We start from the raw sequence: 16,425 nt of genomic DNA, 5'->3' as shown, positions 1-16,425 counted from the left end.
CGCCCAGGCGCCGAGGGCGCGCCGTGTCGGGTGTTGGTGCGCCGTCCCGGCGCCCCGGGCGGGCGCCGCGCTGCGGCCCCGCTGCGCGCCTGTCCCCTGGCGCGCTCCGGCCAGCGGCGCCCGCGCGGGGCTTCGCCCGCGCCTTGGGGGCGGGCCGCGGCGCCCCGACCGGCCACGTGTGGACCGCCCCGTGGACGTGCACGGGTCTCGCGCTGCGACGCGGTCATCGCGAGGATGCCGCGGAAACCTGTCCGCATTCCGGTCCGCTCTCGCCTCGGGTCTCTCGTCGCAGGACGCTAGCAAAGCCGATTCGCACTGCAAAGCATGGGGGGCGCGCCGCCGAAGAAAAAGGGGTGCATGACCGGCGCGACATGCTACAAATCGCGCCCGGATCGAGGACAACGGGGAGGTGTCACATGACGATCGATCGCAGAGGGCTGATGGGGCTCGCCGGGGCCGCGGCGCTGGGCCTCGGGCTCGCCGGAGGCGCGGCGGCGCAGGAGGTGACGCTGCGGCTGCACCATTTCCTGCCGGCGCAATCGGCGGTGCCGAGCCAGATCCTCGACGTCTGGGCCGACCGCGTCGAGGCCGAGAGCGACGGGCGCATCGAGGTTCAGCGCTTTCCCGCGATGCAGCTCGGCGGCACCCCGCCCGAACTTATCGATCAGGCGATCGACGGCATCGCCGACGTCGTCTGGACGGTGGTCGGCTACACGCCGGGCCGCTTCCCCTCGACCGAGGTCTTCGAGCTGCCCTTCTTCGTCGAGGACGCCCGCGCGGCCTCCTACGCCTTCTGGAAGCTCCACGAAGAGCGCATGGCCGAGAGCGAATTCGCCGACGTGGAGATCCTCGGCACCTGGGTGCACGGGCCGGGGATGTTCCATACCGACACGCCGGTGCGCGCGCCCTCGGATCTCGACGGGATGAAGATCCGCGGCGGCTCGCGCCTCGTCAACGAGCTGCTGACGCGCGTGGGCGCGGAGCCCGTGGGCATGCCGGTCCCCGCGGTGCCCGAGGCGCTCTCGAAGGGCGTGATCGACGGCACCACCATCCCCTGGGAGGTGACCTCGTCGCTCCGAATTCCCGAGCTCGTCGAGCATCACACCGAGTTCGAGGGGCCGGGCCTCTACACCCTGACCTTCGTGCTCGCCATGAACAAGGCACGCTACGAAAGCCTGCCGGAGGATCTGCAGGCGGTCGTCGACGCCAACTCGCGGCTGGATTTCTCGGTCTTCGCGGGCGGCACGCAGGCCGCGGCCGACGCCCCCGCGCGCGAGATGGCCGTCGAGGCCGGGAACGAGATCGTCACGCTCTCCGCGGAGGAGACGCAGGTCTGGATCGATCGCGCGCAGCCGGTTTACGATAGCTGGATCGCCGGCATGGAAGAGGACGGCAAGGACGGTCAGGCCCTGATCGACGCGGCGCGCGCCCTCATGGAAGAGTATCACGACAGCTACGACGGCGCCTACTGAGCCGCCGCAAGCTGACACGGGCCGCGGCGACGCCTGCGCCGCGGCCCGTCGTCGTTCGACCCGGGGAGGTCCGCGTGCAGCGCATCCATCGCATCGTTCACGGCTTCGCCCGCGTCATGGCGATGCTGGGCGGTCTCGTGCTCTCGGCCACGATCCTCGTGACCGTCGCCTCGATCCTCGGCGGTCAGACGGCCCTCGGCCCGATCCCGGGCGAGGAGGAGCTGGTGCAGGCCGGCATGGCCTTCGCGATCTTCGCCTTCCTGCCGCTCTGCCAGATCACCGCCGGCCACGCGACGGTGGACATCTTCACGAACTGGCTGACCGGGCGCGCCTTCCGCCTGCTGCGGGCGGCGACCGAGGCGCTCTTCGCCGCCGTGCTGGTAGTCATCGCCGTGCAGCTCGAGGAGGGCATGCAGGCGCGCCTCCGCTCGGGGCAGACGACCTTCCTGCTGCAGTTCCCGGTCTGGTGGTCCTACGCGGCGAGCCTCGTCGGCGCGGTCGCCGCCGCGGCCGTCGGCGTCTGGACGGCGGCGGCCCGCGCCTGGGAGCTCTGGACGAACCACGACCTCATCGAGACGGGCGACGGAGCGGCGGAATGAGCGATCTCGCCATCGGCATCTGGTCCTTCCCGGTCCTCCTCCTGCTGATCTTCGCGCGGGTGCCGATCGGGCTGGCGATGTTCGTCACCGGCTTCGGGGGGCTGTGGCTGGTGATGAACGGGCCGTTCATGGCCATGGCGCGCCTCAAGACCGAGGCCTACACGACCTTCTCGAACTACTCGCTCACCATCGTGCCCATGTTCCTGCTCATGGGCTATTTCGCCACGCTCGGCGGCATGAGCCAGGCGCTCTTCCGCGCCGCCGAGGGCTTTCTCGGCCACCGCCGCGGCGGCGTGGCGATGGCCGCCGTCGGCGCCTGCGCGGGCTTCGGCGCGATCTGCGGCTCCTCGCTCGCCACGGCGGCCACGATGAGCCGCGTCGCCCTGCCCGAGCTCAAGCGCTACGGCTACTCGGGCGGGTTCTCCACGGCGACGCTCGCCGCCGGCGGCACCCTCGGCATCCTGATCCCGCCCTCGGTGGTGCTGGTGATCTACGCGATCCTGACCGAGCAGAACATCGCCAAGCTCTTCCTCGCCGCCGTCGTGCCCGGCCTCCTCGCCGCCGCCGGCTACATGACGGCGATCTCGATCTACGTGCGCCTCAACCCCGACGCCGCCGGCGTGCGCGCCCCGATCCCCTGGGCCGAACGCCTCCGCGCGCTGGCGGCGGTCTGGCCGGTGCTCCTCGTCTTCGTCGCCGTGGTCGGCGGCATCTACGGCGGCATCTTCACGCCGACGCAGGCCGCGGCGGTGGGCGCTTTCGGCACCGGGCTGATCGCGCTCGCCAACGGCGGGCTGACGGTCCGCACGCTGGGCGAGAGCTTCACGGCGACCGCGAAATCCACCGCGATGATCTTCTTCATCGTGCTGGGCGCCGGGTTCTACAACGGCTTCCTCGCGCTCACGCAGGTGCCGCAGGAGCTCTCGCGCGCCGTGGTCGAGCAGGGCTTCAGCCCGTGGATGGTGCTGATCGCGATCCTCTGTCTCTACCTGCTCTTCGGCTGCCTGATGGATTCGCTCTCGATGATCCTTCTCACGGTGCCGATCTTCTTCCCAGTGATCTCGGCGCTCGACTTCGGCATGCCGGCCGAGCACGTGGCGATCTGGTTCGGCATCCTCGTGCTGATCGTGGTCGAGGTGGGGCTCATCACCCCGCCGGTGGGGCTCAACCTCTTCATCATCAACAACATGGACCGCGAGACGCCGATGGCGGCCACCTACCGCGCCGTGCTCGTCTTCGTGGGCTCCGACATCCTGCGCGTCGCGCTCCTCGTGGCCTTCCCGGCGATCACCCTCTTCCTGCTGCCCGATTGAGCGGGCTGCGTGGCGGCGGACTTCTTCTTGGTCCAAATATCCCGGGGGTGAATTGGCCGCAGGCCAAGAGGGGGCAGCGCCCCCTCCCCCCGCGACGGCGCGTCCCGCTTTGCAGACGGCGCCGAACCCGGTAAGCCCGCCCCGTGACGATCCGGGGGTTCCCATGATGCAGCCCGCCCCAGAGCTCACCCGCGACATCGTGCTCGTGGGCGGCGGCCACGCCCATGCGCTCGTGCTGCGCAAGTGGGGCATGGCGCTCCTGCCCACGGCGCGGCTGACGCTGATCAACCCGGGCCCCACCGCGCCCTACTCGGGCATGCTGCCGGGCCACGTCGCCGGCCACTATCCCCGCGCCGCGCTCGAGATCGACCTCGTCCGCCTCGCCCGCTTCGCCGGCGCGCGGCTGATCCTCGGCCGCGCCACCGCGCTCGACCCGGAGGCGCGGGCGATCACCGTGGGCGACCGGCGCATCCACTACGACATCGCCTCGATCGACGTCGGCGTGACCTCCGAGATGCCGGACCTGCTGGGCTTCGCCGCGCACGCGGTCCCCGCCAAGCCGCTCGAGGGGCTCTCGCGGCGCTGGGCCGCCTTCCTCGACGCCGCGGAGGCCGGGCGGGCCGCGCCCCGCGCCGCGGTGATCGGCGGCGGCGTGGCCGGGCTCGAGCTCGCGATGGCCATGGCGCACGCGCTCCGCGCCCGCGGATGCGCGGCCGAGGTCACCGTGATCGAGGCCGCGCCGGAGCTCCCCGCGCCCGGCGCAGCCGGCCGCCGCCTCGCCGCCGCGCTCGCGCGGCAGGGCGTGACGCTACGCCTCGGCGCCCCGGCGGCGGAGGTCCTCGAAGACGGCGTGCGGCTCGCGAGCGGCGAGACCGTGCCGGCCGCCTTCGTGGCCGGCGCCGCCGGCGCCCGCCCGCAGCCCTGGCTCGCCGAGACGGGCCTGCCGACCGAGCAGGGCGCGCTCCGCGTCGGCCCCGACCTCCGGGTGGAGGGGCGCGACGACCTCTTCGCCGCCGGCGACTGCGCCCATCTTTCGCACGCGCCGCGCCCCAAGGCCGGGGTCTACGCCGTGCGCGCCGCGCCGGTGCTGCACGACAACCTGCGCGCCGCCGCGACCGGCGCGCGGCTCCGCCCTTATCGCCCGCAGCGCGACTACCTGAAGCTCATCTCCCTCGGCGAAAAATCCGCCCTCGCCGAGAAGGGCGGCCTCGCGGTCGAAAGCCCGCTCCTCTGGCGGCTCAAGGACCGCATCGACCGCGGCTTCATGGAGAAGCTCCGCGACCTCCCCGCGATGACGCCCGCCCCCGCCCCCGACGCGCAGGAGCCCGCCGAGCCGCTCTGCGCCGGCTGCGGCTCGAAGCTCGCGCCCGCAGCGCTGGCCGGGGCGACGGCGGGTCTCCCCGCGCCCGCGCGCGCCGACGTGCTGAGCGTGCCCGGCGACGACGCCGCGGTGCTCCGCGTGGGCGAGGCGCGGCAGGTGCTCACCACCGACCACCTGCGCGCCTTCACCGAGGATCCCGCGCGCCTCGCCCGCATCGCGGCGCTCCACGCCATGGGCGACATCTGGGCCATGGGCGCGCGCCCGCAGGCCGCGCTCGCCACGGTGATCCTGCCCCGCATGCGCCCGGCGCTCCAGCGCCGCACCCTCGAGGAGATCCTCGAGGCCGCCTCCGACACGCTGCGCGCCGCCGGCGCCGAGCTTGCGGGCGGGCACTCCACCATGGGCGGCGAGACGACCCTCGGCTTCACGGTGACCGGCCTCCTCGACGGCGATCCGGTCACACTCGCCGGCGCGCGGCCGGGCGACGCGCTGATCCTCACCCGCCCCATCGGCAGCGGCACGCTCCTCGCCGCCGAAATGCGACTCAAAGCCCGCGGCGAGGAGATCGCCACCCTCCTCGAAACCATGGAGACACCGCAGGGCGCGGCGGCCGAGCGCCTGCGTGGCGCGCACGCCATGACCGACGTCACCGGCTTCGGCCTCGCGGGGCACCTGATGGCGATCTGCACCGCCTCGGGCGTCGCCGCCGAGATCGACCCGGAGGCCCTGCCGCTCTACCCCGGCGCCCTCCGCCTCGCCGAGGCGGGGGTGCGCTCCACCATCTGGGCGGAGAACCGCGCCCACGCCCCGGTCACCGGCGCCGAGGGCGCGCGCGGCGCGCTCCTCCACGACCCGCAGACCGCCGGCGGCTTCCTCGCCGCCCTGCCGGAGGCCGCCGCCGCGCATCTCCTGCCCGAGCTCGCGCAGGCCGGCGTCCCCGCCCACCGCATCGGCCGCGTGACGGCCGGCCCGCCCGCAATCGCCTGCCGCCCCGGCGCCGCCGACTGACGCCCGCGCGCCCCGGTCCTTCTTCTTGGCGGAAATATCCTCGGGGGTTGAATTGGCCGCAGGCCAAGAGGGGGGCGGACAGCCCCCCTCCGCGCCGGTCTCAGATGCGCTCGACGGTCACCTGATCGCTCTCGCGGAAGGCCACGTACTCCGCGATCGCGGCCACCCCTTCGACCGGCGTCTCGTAGCTCCAGGCCGCGTCGGGGATCGTGGTGGACTTGGTGACGATCGAGAACCAGCTGGCGTCGCCCTTCCACGGGCAGTGGCTCGCCGACTCCGTGCGTTCGAGGAAGGCCATGGCGAGGTCGGCGCGCGGGAAGTAGATCACCGGCGGATAGCCCTCCTCGTCGAGCTCCAGCGCGGCCGCGCTCTCGCCGAGCACCGCGCCCCCGGCGCGGACGCTCCATTTGCCCTCGGCGGGGCGGATCGTGATGCGGTTCGCCATGTCGTGGTCTCCTTCAGATCGGCGCGGTCGCCGCGTCGAGCCAGGCCTGCGCCGCCGGTCCCAGCCGTCCCGTGAGTTTGCGCCGGCAGAGCGCATGGTAGGCGTCGAGCCAGGCGCGTTCCGGCCCCGAGAGCATCTCTGTCACGATCAGCCGCCGGTCGAAAGGCACGTAGGTCAGCGTCTGCATGCGCAGCATCTCGCCCACGGTACCGCCGGGCAGGGCGGGGGCCTCCTCGACGACGACGAGGTTCTCGAGCCGGATGCCGTAGGCGCCCTCGCGGTAGAAGCCCGGCTCGTTCGAGAGGATCATGCCGGGCTCCAGCGCCACCTCCCCGGTCCGGGCGAGGCGCTGCGGCCCCTCGTGCACCGAAAGGTACGCGCCCACCCCGTGCCCGGTGCCATGCGCGTAGTCCTGCCCTGCGAGCCAGAGCGGCATCCGCGCCAGCGCGTCGAGATCGCGGCCGGCGAGCCCCCGGGGCCAGCGCAGCCGCGAGATCGTGATCAGCCCCTGCAGCACGCGGGTATAGGCCGCGCGCTCCTCCTCGCCCGCGGGGCCGATCGGCACCGTGCGGGTGATGTCGGTGGTGCCGTCGACGTATTGCCCGCCGCTGTCCACGAGGAAGAGCTCGCCGGCCTCAAGCGGGCGGTCGGTCTCTTCGGTGACGCGGTAATGCACGATCGCGCCGTGCTCCCCGGCGCCCGCGATGGTGTCGAAGGAGATGTCGCGCAGCTCCGGCGCGGCGCGGCGGCACTCCTCGAGCTTCGTGGCGGCGCCGATCTCGGTGACGCTGCCCGGGGCTTGCGCGTCGAGCCAGCAGAGGAACTCCGCCATCGCCGCGCCGTCGCGCAGGTGCGCGGCCTCGGCGCCCGCGCGCTCGGCCGCGTTCTTGCGCGCCTTGGGTAGGAGGCAGGGATCGCTTCCGTGCACCGGCTCGGCCGCGCCGTCCTCGAGCGCGCGCAGCACGGCGAGCGGCGCGCTCGCCGGGTCGATGCGCACGCGCCCTTCCAGCGCGGCGAGCGCGTCCGCGAAATCTTCCGGCGGCGCGAGGCGCACGCCGTCGCCGAGCCGGCCGCGCACCTCCGAGAGCTTGGCCGCCGCCATGAAGAGGTCCACCGTCCCGTCGGCGTGCAGGATCGCGAAGCCGTGGGCCACCGGATTGCGCGGCACGTCGCCGCCGCGGATGTTCAGCAGCCAGCAGATCGAATCGGGCAGCGTCAGCACCGCCGCCGCCTCGCCCGCGGCATGAAGCTCGGCGCCGAGGCGCGTGCGCTTCTCCGCCGACCGCTCGCCGGCATACTCCAGCGGATGCGCCGTGACCGGCGCGGCGGGCGGCGCCGGCTGGTCGGTCCAGATGCGGTCCACCAGGTTGTCGGAAGGCAGGAGGTGCACGCCGCTGCGGTCGAGCGCGGCCTCCAGCGTTTCGATCTCGCGGACCGTGTGCAGCCAGGGGTCGAAGCCCACCGCGCCGCCGTGCGGCAGTTGCTCGCGCAGCCACGGCCCGAGCTTCGTCTCGGGCCAGTTCACCGGGGTGAACGCCTCGGCCACCTGCTGGCGCACCTGCACGCGGTAGCGCCCGTCCACGAAGATGCCGGCCACCTCCTGCAGCACCGCGCAGAAGCCGGCCGATCCGGTGAAGCCGGTGAGCCATGTCAGCCGCGCGTCGCGGGGCGCGACGTATTCGCCCTGATGCGCGTCGGCGCGCGGCACGAGAAAGCCGTCGAGCTCCGCGCGCGCCATCTCCTCGCGCAGGAGACGCAGGCGGGGCGGCCCCTGCTCGGGGCGGCTGGTGGCCTCGAAGGTCTGGAACATGCGGCGCTCCCCGGTTTCCGGATGGCGTGAAGGAACAGCGAGCCGCGCCCGGATGCAAGCCCGCGCGGCAATTCGGCTCCGCTCGGTGCCCGGCGGTCGCGCGGGCGGGGTGGGACCGGGGCGGCGTGATGGGCCGACGCCCGCCCGATCGAGGGCGCCGCCGGGCGGGTGCGGTTGCGTGCGCTCCCCCCGCGGCGCGGGTATCGGGTGCACCGGGCCGCCCTCGGCGCGCACGGGCCGGTCGGCCCCGTCGGGTGTGTGCTCTGCGCGCACCGATCACGCCGGGGCGGCGGTGCGTGTGGCGTGTTTCGCGCCATGAGCGCGGTCGGGACGGCACGGCAGCCGATCCCGGCGCGATCCCGGCCCCGTCTGGCGCGTGAGATCACACACCCGACGGCGTACGCTCATCGCGGGGGCGGGCTCTGCACGCACCGATCACGCCGGGGCAGGCGACGGCGCGGCGCCCCCGCGCCGGCCGCTCAACCCGCGTTGCGGATGCCCATGACGCGGGCCCGGGCGCGCGGGTCGCTGTCGAAGAGCCCGGCGAGCTGTTCGGTCATCGCGCCGGCGAGCTGTTCGACGTCGGTGATCGTCACCGCGCGCTTGTAGTAGCGGGTCACGTCGTGGCCGATGCCGATGGCGATGAGCTCCGTCTGCTTCTTGCGCTCGACCATGGCGATCACGTCGCGCAGGTGCTTCTCGAGGTAGTTCGCCGGGTTCACGCTGAGCGTCGAATCGTCCACCGGCGCGCCGTCGGAGATCACCATCAGGATCTTGCGCGCCTCGGGTCGGCCGGCAACGCGGCGGTGCGCCCATTCCAGCGCCTCGCCGTCGATGTTCTCCTTCAGGAGGCCTTCCTTCATCATCAGCCCGAGGTTCACGCGCGCCCGGCGCCAGGGCGCGTCGGCGGACTTGTAGACGATGTGGCGCAGGTCGTTCAGCCGCCCGGGCGCGAGCGGCCGGCCCTCCGCGAGCCAGGCCTCCCGGCTCTGCCCGCCCTTCCAGGCGCGGGTGGTGAAGCCGAGGATCTCGACCTTCACCGAGCAGCGCTCGAGCGTCCGCGCGAGCACGTCGGCGCAGATCGCCGCGATCGAGATCGGGCGTCCGCGCATCGAGCCCGAGTTGTCGAGCAGGAGGGTGACCACCGTGTCGCGGAACTCGGTGTCCTTCTCGACCTTGAACGAGAGCGGCGTCGTCGGGTTCGCCACCACCCGCGCGAGGCGGCCCGCGTCGAGGATGCCCTCCTCGCGGTCGAACTCCCAGCTGCGGTTCTGCTGCGCCTGAAGCCGGCGCTGGAGCTTGTTGGCGAGCCGCCCCACCGCGCCCTTCAGCGGTTCGAGCTGCTGGTCGAGATAGGCGCGCAGCCGCTCGAGCTCCACGGGGTCGGCGAGATCCTGCGCGCCGATCTCCTCGTCGTGGGCGCGGTCGAAGACGCGGTAGCCGGGGTCCGCCTCGGAGACGGCGGGGGGCGGGGGCGGCTCCTGCGGCGCCTCGCCCTCGGGCAGCTCGCTCTCCTCGCCCTGCTCCTCGTCGGCGAGCTCCTCCATGCTCACCTGCGCCTGGCTCTCGTCCTGCGTCTCCTCCTGGCTTTCCTCGGGCGCGGCCTCGGACTCCTCGCCGCTCTCCTCCTCGCCGGCGCTGTCGGGCTCGTTCTCCTCGGCGCTCTCCTCGGCCTCGTCCTGCTCGTCCTCCTCGAGGTCGGGGTCCTCGCCGAGCTGGTCGCCGTAGCCCAGATCCTCGATCACCTTGCGGGCGAAACGCGCGAAGTCGCCCTGATCGGCGAGCGTGTCCTGCAGCTCCTCCAGCGTGGCGCCGGCCTGTTCCTCGATGTAGCCGCGCCAGAGGTCCATGACGTTGCGCGCCGCCTCGGGCAGTTCGCGGCCGGTGGCGAGGTGGCGGATCAGGTAGCCCGCCGCCACCGGCAGCGGCGCGTCGGAGGCGTCGGCGATGCCGTCGTAGCCGCGCCGCGCCGCCTCCGCGCCGATGCGCGCGTCGATGTTCTTGGCGGTGCCGGGCATGTCGCGCGCGCCCATCGCCTCGCAGCGGGCGGTCTCCATCGCCTCGTAGAGCTCGCGCGCCATCTCGCCCCGGGGCGCGTAGCGCGCGTGGGTGCCCGCGTCGTGGTAGCGCCGGTGCAGCGCGAGGGCGTCGGCGGTGCCGCGCGCGACGAGCACCTCGTCCTGGGTCATGCGGCGGCTGACCTGCGGCAGGCGCATGGTGTCGCCCGAGACGCCCGCCGGGTCCACGGAGTAGCTCACCGTGAGATCCGGGTCGTGCGCCATCACCTTGGTCGCTTCGGCGAGCGCCTTCTTGAAGGGATCGGCGGGGTTGTCCGAGGTCTTGGTCATGCGTCCGTCCCGGCGTGAGCCTTGCCGCGAAGCTAGTGTGTCGGCACCGCGATGGCCAGCCGCGGCGGGCGCCCCGGCCAACCGGGCCGCGCGCGCGCCGCGCCGGTCGCGGGCGGCTGCGCGGCTCAGCCGAGGCTGACGTTCGCCGCGCTCTCGGGCAGTTCCTCGTTGAAGCAGCGCTGATAGAACTCGGCGACCGTCTGGCGCTCGAGCTCGTCGCACTTGTTGAGGAAGCTCACGCGGAAGGCGTAGCCCACGTCGCGGAAGATCTCGGCGTTCTGCGCCCAGGCGATCACGGTGCGCGGGCTCATCACGGTGGAGAGATCCCCGTTCATGAAGGCCGTGCGCGTCAGGTCCGCGACGGTGACCATCTGCTTGACCGTCTTGCGCCCGTGCTCGGTGTTGTAGTGCGGCGCCTTGGACAGGACGATCGACACCTCGGCGTCGATGGAGAGGTAGTTCAGCGTCGCCACGAGGCTCCAGCGGTCCATCTGGCCCTGGTTGATCTGCTGCGTGCCGTGGTAGAGGCCCGTCGTGTCGCCGAGGCCCACGGTGTTCGCCGTGGCGAAGAGGCGGAAGTGCTTGTTCGGCGTGATGACCTCGTTCTGGTCCAGAAGCGTCAGCTTGCCGTCGGCCTCCAGCACGCGCTGGATCACGAACATCACGTCGGCGCGGCCCGCGTCGTATTCGTCGAAGACGATCGCCGCGGGGTTCCGGAGCGCCCAGGGCAGGATGCCCTCCTGGAACTCGGTGACCTGCTTGCCGTCGCGCAGCTTGATCGCGTCCTTGCCGATCAGGTCGATGCGGCTGATGTGGCTGTCGAGGTTGACGCGCACCGTGGGCCAGTTGAGCCGCGCCGCGACCTGTTCGATGTGGGTGGACTTGCCGGTGCCGTGGTAGCCCTGCACCATGACGCGGCGGTTGTGCGCGAAGCCGGCGAGGATGGCGAGCGTCGTGTCGGGGTCGAACTTGTAGGTCGGATCGGCCTCCGGCACGCGGTCGGTGCGCTCGGCGAAGCCCTTGACGACCATGTCGGTGTCGATGCCGAAAACCTCGCGGACGGAGATCTCCTCGGTGGGTTTCGCGTCGATGTCGATGCCGCCGTCCGCCATGTCGTCCCGTCGCTCCTGTCTGCTGCGCCTGTCGTGCTGCAACATATTCCGGCCCGGTGCAAGGGAAAGGGCCGGGCGCGCGGGGCCGCCGGCCGGGCCGCGCTTGCGCCGCGCGGGCGAATGGCGCAAGGGAGCGGACCATGACCAAGCGCGTCTCCTTCGAGTGCCTCGCCACCGACGGCGCGGCCCGGCTGGGCCGGATCGACACGCCGCGCGGCGCGATCCGCACGCCCGCCTTCATGCCCGTGGGCACCGCCGCCACCGTCAAGGCGATGCGCCCCGAAAGCGTCGCCGCGACGGGCGCCGATATCCTGCTCGGCAACACCTACCACCTGATGCTGCGCCCCACCGCAGAGCGCATCGCGCGGCTCGGCGGGCTGCACCGCTTCATGAACTGGGAGCGGCCGATCCTCACAGATTCGGGCGGCTTTCAGGTGATGAGCCTCGCCGAACTGCGCAAGCTCACCGAGCGCGGCGTCACCTTCAAGAGCCACATCGACGGATCGCGCCACGAGCTCACGCCGGAGCGCTCGATGGAGATCCAGCGCCTTCTGGGCTCCGACATCGTGATGTGCTTCGACGAGTGCCCGGCGCTGCCGGCCGATCGCACGCGCATCGCGGAGTCCATGCAGCTTTCGATGCGCTGGGCGGCGCGCTCACGCGAGGCCTTCGGCGACCGGCCCGGGCACGCGCTCTTCGGCATCCAGCAGGGCGGGCTCGAGCGCGACCTGCGCGCCGAATCCGCCGAGGCGCTGCGCGAGATCGGCTTCGACGGCTACGCCGTCGGCGGCCTCGCCGTGGGCGAGGGGCAGGCGGCGATGTTCGGCGTTCTGGACTACGCGCCCGCGATGCTGCCGGCCGACAAGCCGCGCTACCTGATGGGGGTGGGCAAGCCCGACGACATCGTCGGCGCGGTCAAGCGCGGCATCGACATGATGGACTGCGTGCTGCCCACCCGCTCGGGGCGGACGGCGCAGGCCTTCACCCCGCGCGGCGCGGTCAACCTGAAGAACGCGCGCCATCAGGACGACCCGCGCCCGCTGGACGAGGACTGCGCCTGCCCGGCCTGCCGGAGCTACTCGCGCGCCTATCTCCACCACCTCTTCCGCTCGGGCGAGATCCTCTCGGCGATGCTGCTGACCTGGCACAACCTCCAGTATTACCAGGACCTCATGGCGGGGATGCGCGCGGCGATCGCCGAGGGCCGCTTCGCCGCCTGGGAAGCCGCGTTCCACGCCCGCCGGGCCGAGGGCGACATCCCGCCGCTCTGAGCGCCTTTGCCTTGCGTCAATGTCGGCCCGCCACAGGTGTGCCACAATAGACGCACCGAGCGGACGACGGAGGACCGGCATGCCCATCGACATCGACGGGGCCGTGGCCGAGGCGGTGCGTGCGCCCTCGAGCCACAACACGCAGCCCTGGCTCTTCGAGCGCGCGGACGGCGGCCTGCGCCTCTGCGCCGACCGGACGCGCGCGCTGCCGGTGAACGACCCGGAGGACCGGGAGCTCACCATGAGCTGCGGCGCGGCGCTGCTGACCCTGCGCGTCGCGGTCGCGCGGCAGGGCGCCGGCGCGGAGGTGACGCTGCTGCCCGAGGGCGACGACAGCGACCTGCTCGCCACGGTCGAGATCGGCGGGGCGGCGGACCCCGCGCTCGCCGCGCTCGCGCCGGCCATCGGGGCGCGCCAAACCCATCGCGGCGATTTCGAGGGGGCGGCGGTCGAGCCGGAGATCGTGCAGCGCCTCGCCGCCGCGGCCGGGGCCGAGGGCGCGCGGCTCACCCCGGTCGAGAGCGACTCGCTGCGCGCCGCGCTCGCCGACCTCGTCGCGGAGGGCGACGCGACGCAATGGGCCGATCCGCGCTGGCGCCGCGAACTCGCCATGTGGATGCACCCGCGCCGCATGGGCGACGGGCTCGCGATGCCGGGCGTGGCGGTGCCGGTGGCGCGCTTCGCGGTGCGCCATTTCGACATGGGCGACCGGATCGGCGCGCAGGACGCCGAACGCGCGCGCGCCGCGCCGTGCCTCGCCGTGCTCGGCACCGAGGGCGACACGCCGCGCGACTGGCTGCGCGCCGGCATGGCGCTCGCGCGTGTCCTGCTCGTCGCGGCCGGGGACGGGCTACAGGCGGGCTATCTCAACCAGCCGCTGCAGGTCGCCGCGCTGCGCCCGCGGGTGCAGACGCTGGTGCGCGACGCCGGGCTGCCGCAGAGCGTCCTGCGCCTCGGCCGGCCCGACGGCCCGCCCGCGGCCACGCCGCGCCGCCCGGTCGGCGAGGTCCTCGTGCCGTGAGCCTCAGGCGTAGAGCGCCTCGATCTGGGGGGCGTAGGTCTGATGGATCCTGGCGCGGCGCACCTTCATCGTCGCCGTCACCTCGCCGTCGTCGTGGTCGAGCTCCTTGGGCAGGAGCCAGACCTTCTTGACCTGCTCGACGCGCGCGAGCTTGGCGTTGAGCCGCGCGACCTCCGCGTCGATCAGCGCCACGACCTCGGGGTTCTCCGCGAGCGAGCGGAAGGTGGTGTAGGCGAGCTTCCGGTTCTCGGCCCAGATGCGCACCGTGTCCATGTCGATCTGCACCAGCGCCGTGACGTATTGGCGCTTGTCGGCGATGACGATGCACTCCTTGATGTAGGGGCTCGACTTCATCACGTTCTCGATCAGCGAGGGCGAGAGATTCTTGCCGGCCGCGTTGATCATGATGTCCTTCTTGCGGTCCACGAGCGTGATGGAACCGTCGGGCGCGTGCTCGGCTACGTCGCCGGTGTGGAGCCACCCGTCGGCGGTCAGCGTCTCGGCGGTGGCCGCTTCGTTGCGGTAGTAGCCCTCGAAGACGATCGGCCCCCGCACGAGGAGCTCCCCATCCTCCGCGATCCGGTGCTCGACCCCGTCCACGAAATGGCCCACGCGCCCGTCCGAACAGCCCCAGTCGGGCTGGATGCTCGCCGCGCCGGTGGTCTCCGACATGCCCCAGGCCTCGCGCGCGTTGATCCCGATGCCGCGCACGAAGGCCAGCAGATCCTCCGAGATCGGCGCCGCCGCCGTCACCGCGACGCGACACCGCGACAGCCCGAGGTAGGCGCGGATGTGGCGGTAGATCAGCAGGTCCCAGAGCCGCCAGCGCAGCCGCTCGCCGAGGCTCCAGCGGTCGCGCCGCTTCGCGCCGAGCTCCTTCGCCACCGCGAGCGCCTTCAGCGTCAGCGGCCGCCGGATCCGCCCCGCCGTCGCCGCCTGCACGCCGATCTCGGCCTGCGTCTTCTCCCAGATGCGCGGCACGCCGAAGAAGATCTCGGGCGCCACGTCGCGCAGGTCGAGCCGGATGGTGCGCAAGCTCTCCCCGAAGTTCATCACCATCTGTCCGGCGAGCGCGTTGATCACCGTCACGTTCTGCTCGGCGATGTGGCAGAGCGGCAGGTAGCTCAGGATGTCGGTGCCCGGCGGGAAATCGCCGAAGATCTCGCGCGAGTAATCGGCGGCGCCCGAGAGGTTCGCATGGCTGATCATCGCCGCCTTCGGCAGCCCCGTGGAGCCCGAGGTGAAGACCATCATCGCCGTGTCGTGCGCCGCGATCCGGCCCTGCCGCCGGGCGATCTCGTCGGCCTGCGCCGCCACGACGGCGCGGCCGCGCGCCAGAAGCGCCTCGAAGCTCAGGAGCCCGTAGTCGCTCACCCCGCCCGTGCCGCGCGGGTCGAAGACGATCACCCGGCGCAGCTTCGGCAAGCGGCCCCGCAGTTCCACGATCTTGTCGAGCTGCTCCTGATCCTCGACGAAGAGGATCTCGGTGTCCGAGGCGGTCACGAGGTGCTCGATCTCGGCCGCCGGGCTCGTGGGATACATGCCCACCACCACGCCGCCGGCCGTCGCGACGGCGAACTGCGCGAGCACCCAGTCCCGCCGGTTCTCCGAGAGGATGCCGCAATGCGCCCCGTGCGCCACGCCGAGGTCGATCAGCCCGGCGGCGAGCGCGCGCGTCACCTCCTCGAGCCCGGACCAGGTGAGCTCCTGCCAGATGCCGTGCTCCTTCTGGCGCATCGCCACCCGGTCGGGCGCGGCCCGGGCGTGGCCCGCGATCATCTCCACCTGCGTGCGAAAGCTCCGTGCCATGGCGCGCTCCTCAGCTCAGCCAGCGCTTGCGGCGCTTGTAATGCTTCACGTCCCGAAAGCTCTGCCGCGTCTCGCCCGTGTCCTTGCCCGCGCCCCCGCCCGCCTCCGCGACGCCGAGGTAGAAGCTCCGGATGTCCGGGTCGTCGCGCAGCGTTTCGGTGGGGCCTTCCATCACGATCTGCCCGTGCTCCATGATGTAGCCGTAGTCGGCCACCGAGAAGGCGAGGCCCGCGTTCTGCTCCACGACGAGGAGCGTCACCCCGTCCTCGGCGTTGAGCCGCCGGATCGTGGCGAAGATCTCCTCCACCACCTTGGGCGCGAGCCCGAGCGAGGGTTCGTCCATCAGGATGAGCCGGGGCCGCGCGATCATCGCCCGCCCGAAGGCGAGCATCTGCTGCTCGCCCCCCGAGAGATAGCCCGCCACCTGCCGGCGCCGCTCCTTCAGCACCGGGAAGAAGTCCCAGACCCGGTCGTAATCGGCCCGCGCGTCGCGCCGGTCGAGCGCGTAGCTCGCCGCCACGAGATTGTCCTCGACGGTCATCTCCGCGAAGATCCGCCGCCCCTCGCGCACATGAAAGAGCCCCTCCTGCACGAGCCGGTCCGGCGCGACGCCGCGGATGTCGCGGCCGCGGTAGAGGATGCGCCCCTCGCCCACCGCGCCGTTCTCGAGCCCGAGCAGGTTCGAGGCCGCCTTGAGCGTCGTCGTCTTGCCCGCCCCGTTGGTGCCCAGAAGCGTGACGATCCGCCCGTCCGGCACCTCGAGCGAGAGGCCCCGCAGGGCCTGCACCACGTGGTGATAGGTCACCTCGACGTTCTCGATGGTCAGCACGCGCCCGGTCCTTCTTCTTGGCCCAAATATCCCCGCCGGAGGCAGGCCCGGGCCGGGCCGGCCCGGG

At 72.7% G+C, this 16,425-nt stretch carries 12 protein-coding genes; 6 read left to right on the top strand and 6 right to left on the bottom strand.

Features of this window, described 5'->3' with window-relative positions; translation table 11 throughout:
- The first annotated feature begins 416 nt into the window (after positions 1–416).
- From DRV84_RS13255 to selD, 4 genes are all read left to right on the top strand, one after another.
- Positions 417–1,472 (top strand): TRAP transporter substrate-binding protein, encoded by a 1,056-nt coding sequence (locus DRV84_RS13255; protein ID WP_115981513.1) that lies wholly within the window; start codon positions 417–419, stop codon positions 1,470–1,472.
- A 74-nt stretch (positions 1,473–1,546) separates the two neighbouring features.
- On the top strand, positions 1,547–2,071 hold the full coding sequence (locus DRV84_RS13250) for a TRAP transporter small permease (RefSeq protein WP_338052722.1): 525 nt from the start codon (positions 1,547–1,549) through the stop codon (positions 2,069–2,071).
- Positions 2,068–3,384 carry a TRAP transporter large permease gene (locus DRV84_RS13245; RefSeq protein WP_115981511.1) on the top strand — a complete coding sequence of 439 codons (1,317 nt, stop codon included), beginning with the start codon at positions 2,068–2,070 and terminating at the stop codon, positions 3,382–3,384. Before DRV84_RS13250 ends, DRV84_RS13245 begins: the two co-directional genes overlap by 4 nt.
- 163 nt (positions 3,385–3,547) lie before the next feature.
- Complete coding sequence (gene selD / locus DRV84_RS13240; protein ID WP_115981509.1) at positions 3,548–5,713, top strand: selenide, water dikinase SelD; 2,166 nt, start codon at positions 3,548–3,550, stop codon at positions 5,711–5,713.
- 100 nt (positions 5,714–5,813) lie between these two features.
- Here the strand turns inward: selD and DRV84_RS13235 are convergent, their stop codons facing one another.
- The 4 genes from DRV84_RS13235 to cobS all read right to left on the bottom strand — a co-directional run bounded on the left by DRV84_RS13235 (position 5,814) and on the right by cobS (position 11,428).
- The gene (locus DRV84_RS13235) at positions 5,814–6,158 is read right to left on the bottom strand and encodes a DUF427 domain-containing protein (protein ID WP_115981507.1); all 345 of its coding nucleotides are present in this window, start codon (positions 6,156–6,158) and stop codon (positions 5,814–5,816) included.
- Between the two features lie 13 nt (positions 6,159–6,171).
- Positions 6,172–7,968 (bottom strand): aminopeptidase P family protein, encoded by a 1,797-nt coding sequence (locus DRV84_RS13230; protein WP_115981505.1) that lies wholly within the window; start codon positions 7,966–7,968, stop codon positions 6,172–6,174.
- Between the two features lie 479 nt (positions 7,969–8,447).
- Complete coding sequence (gene cobT, locus DRV84_RS13225; protein WP_115981502.1) at positions 8,448–10,316, bottom strand: cobaltochelatase subunit CobT; 1,869 nt, start codon at positions 10,314–10,316, stop codon at positions 8,448–8,450.
- A gap of 125 nt (positions 10,317–10,441) precedes the next feature.
- Positions 10,442–11,428, bottom strand: coding sequence for a cobaltochelatase subunit CobS (gene cobS / locus DRV84_RS13220; protein WP_115981500.1), 987 nt, complete (start codon positions 11,426–11,428; stop codon positions 10,442–10,444).
- 140 nt (positions 11,429–11,568) lie between these two features.
- Here cobS and tgt point away from each other — a divergent pair, with 140 nt between their 5' ends.
- Positions 11,569–12,699 (top strand): tRNA guanosine(34) transglycosylase Tgt, encoded by a 1,131-nt coding sequence (tgt, locus tag DRV84_RS13215; RefSeq protein WP_115981498.1) that lies wholly within the window; start codon positions 11,569–11,571, stop codon positions 12,697–12,699.
- Positions 12,700–12,778: 79 nt separating this feature from the next.
- A complete protein-coding gene (locus tag DRV84_RS13210) occupies positions 12,779–13,720 on the top strand; it encodes an Acg family FMN-binding oxidoreductase (RefSeq protein ID WP_115981496.1) in 942 nt (313 codons plus the stop codon).
- A 3-nt stretch (positions 13,721–13,723) separates the two neighbouring features.
- Here the strand turns inward: DRV84_RS13210 and DRV84_RS13205 are convergent, their stop codons facing one another.
- On the bottom strand, positions 13,724–15,529 hold the full coding sequence (locus DRV84_RS13205) for an AMP-dependent synthetase/ligase (protein WP_115981494.1): 1,806 nt from the start codon (positions 15,527–15,529) through the stop codon (positions 13,724–13,726).
- A gap of 10 nt (positions 15,530–15,539) precedes the next feature.
- Positions 15,540–16,358 (bottom strand): ABC transporter ATP-binding protein, encoded by an 819-nt coding sequence (locus tag DRV84_RS13200; protein WP_115981492.1) that lies wholly within the window; start codon positions 16,356–16,358, stop codon positions 15,540–15,542.
- Between the last annotated feature and the right edge of the window lie 67 nt (positions 16,359–16,425).

This window comes from Rhodosalinus sediminis (assembly GCF_003385555.1).
GTDB lineage: Bacteria > Pseudomonadota > Alphaproteobacteria > Rhodobacterales > Rhodobacteraceae > Rhodosalinus > Rhodosalinus sediminis.
The sequence above is the reverse complement of the archived record's forward strand: the minus strand, read 5'-3'. Positions and strand labels throughout refer to the sequence as shown.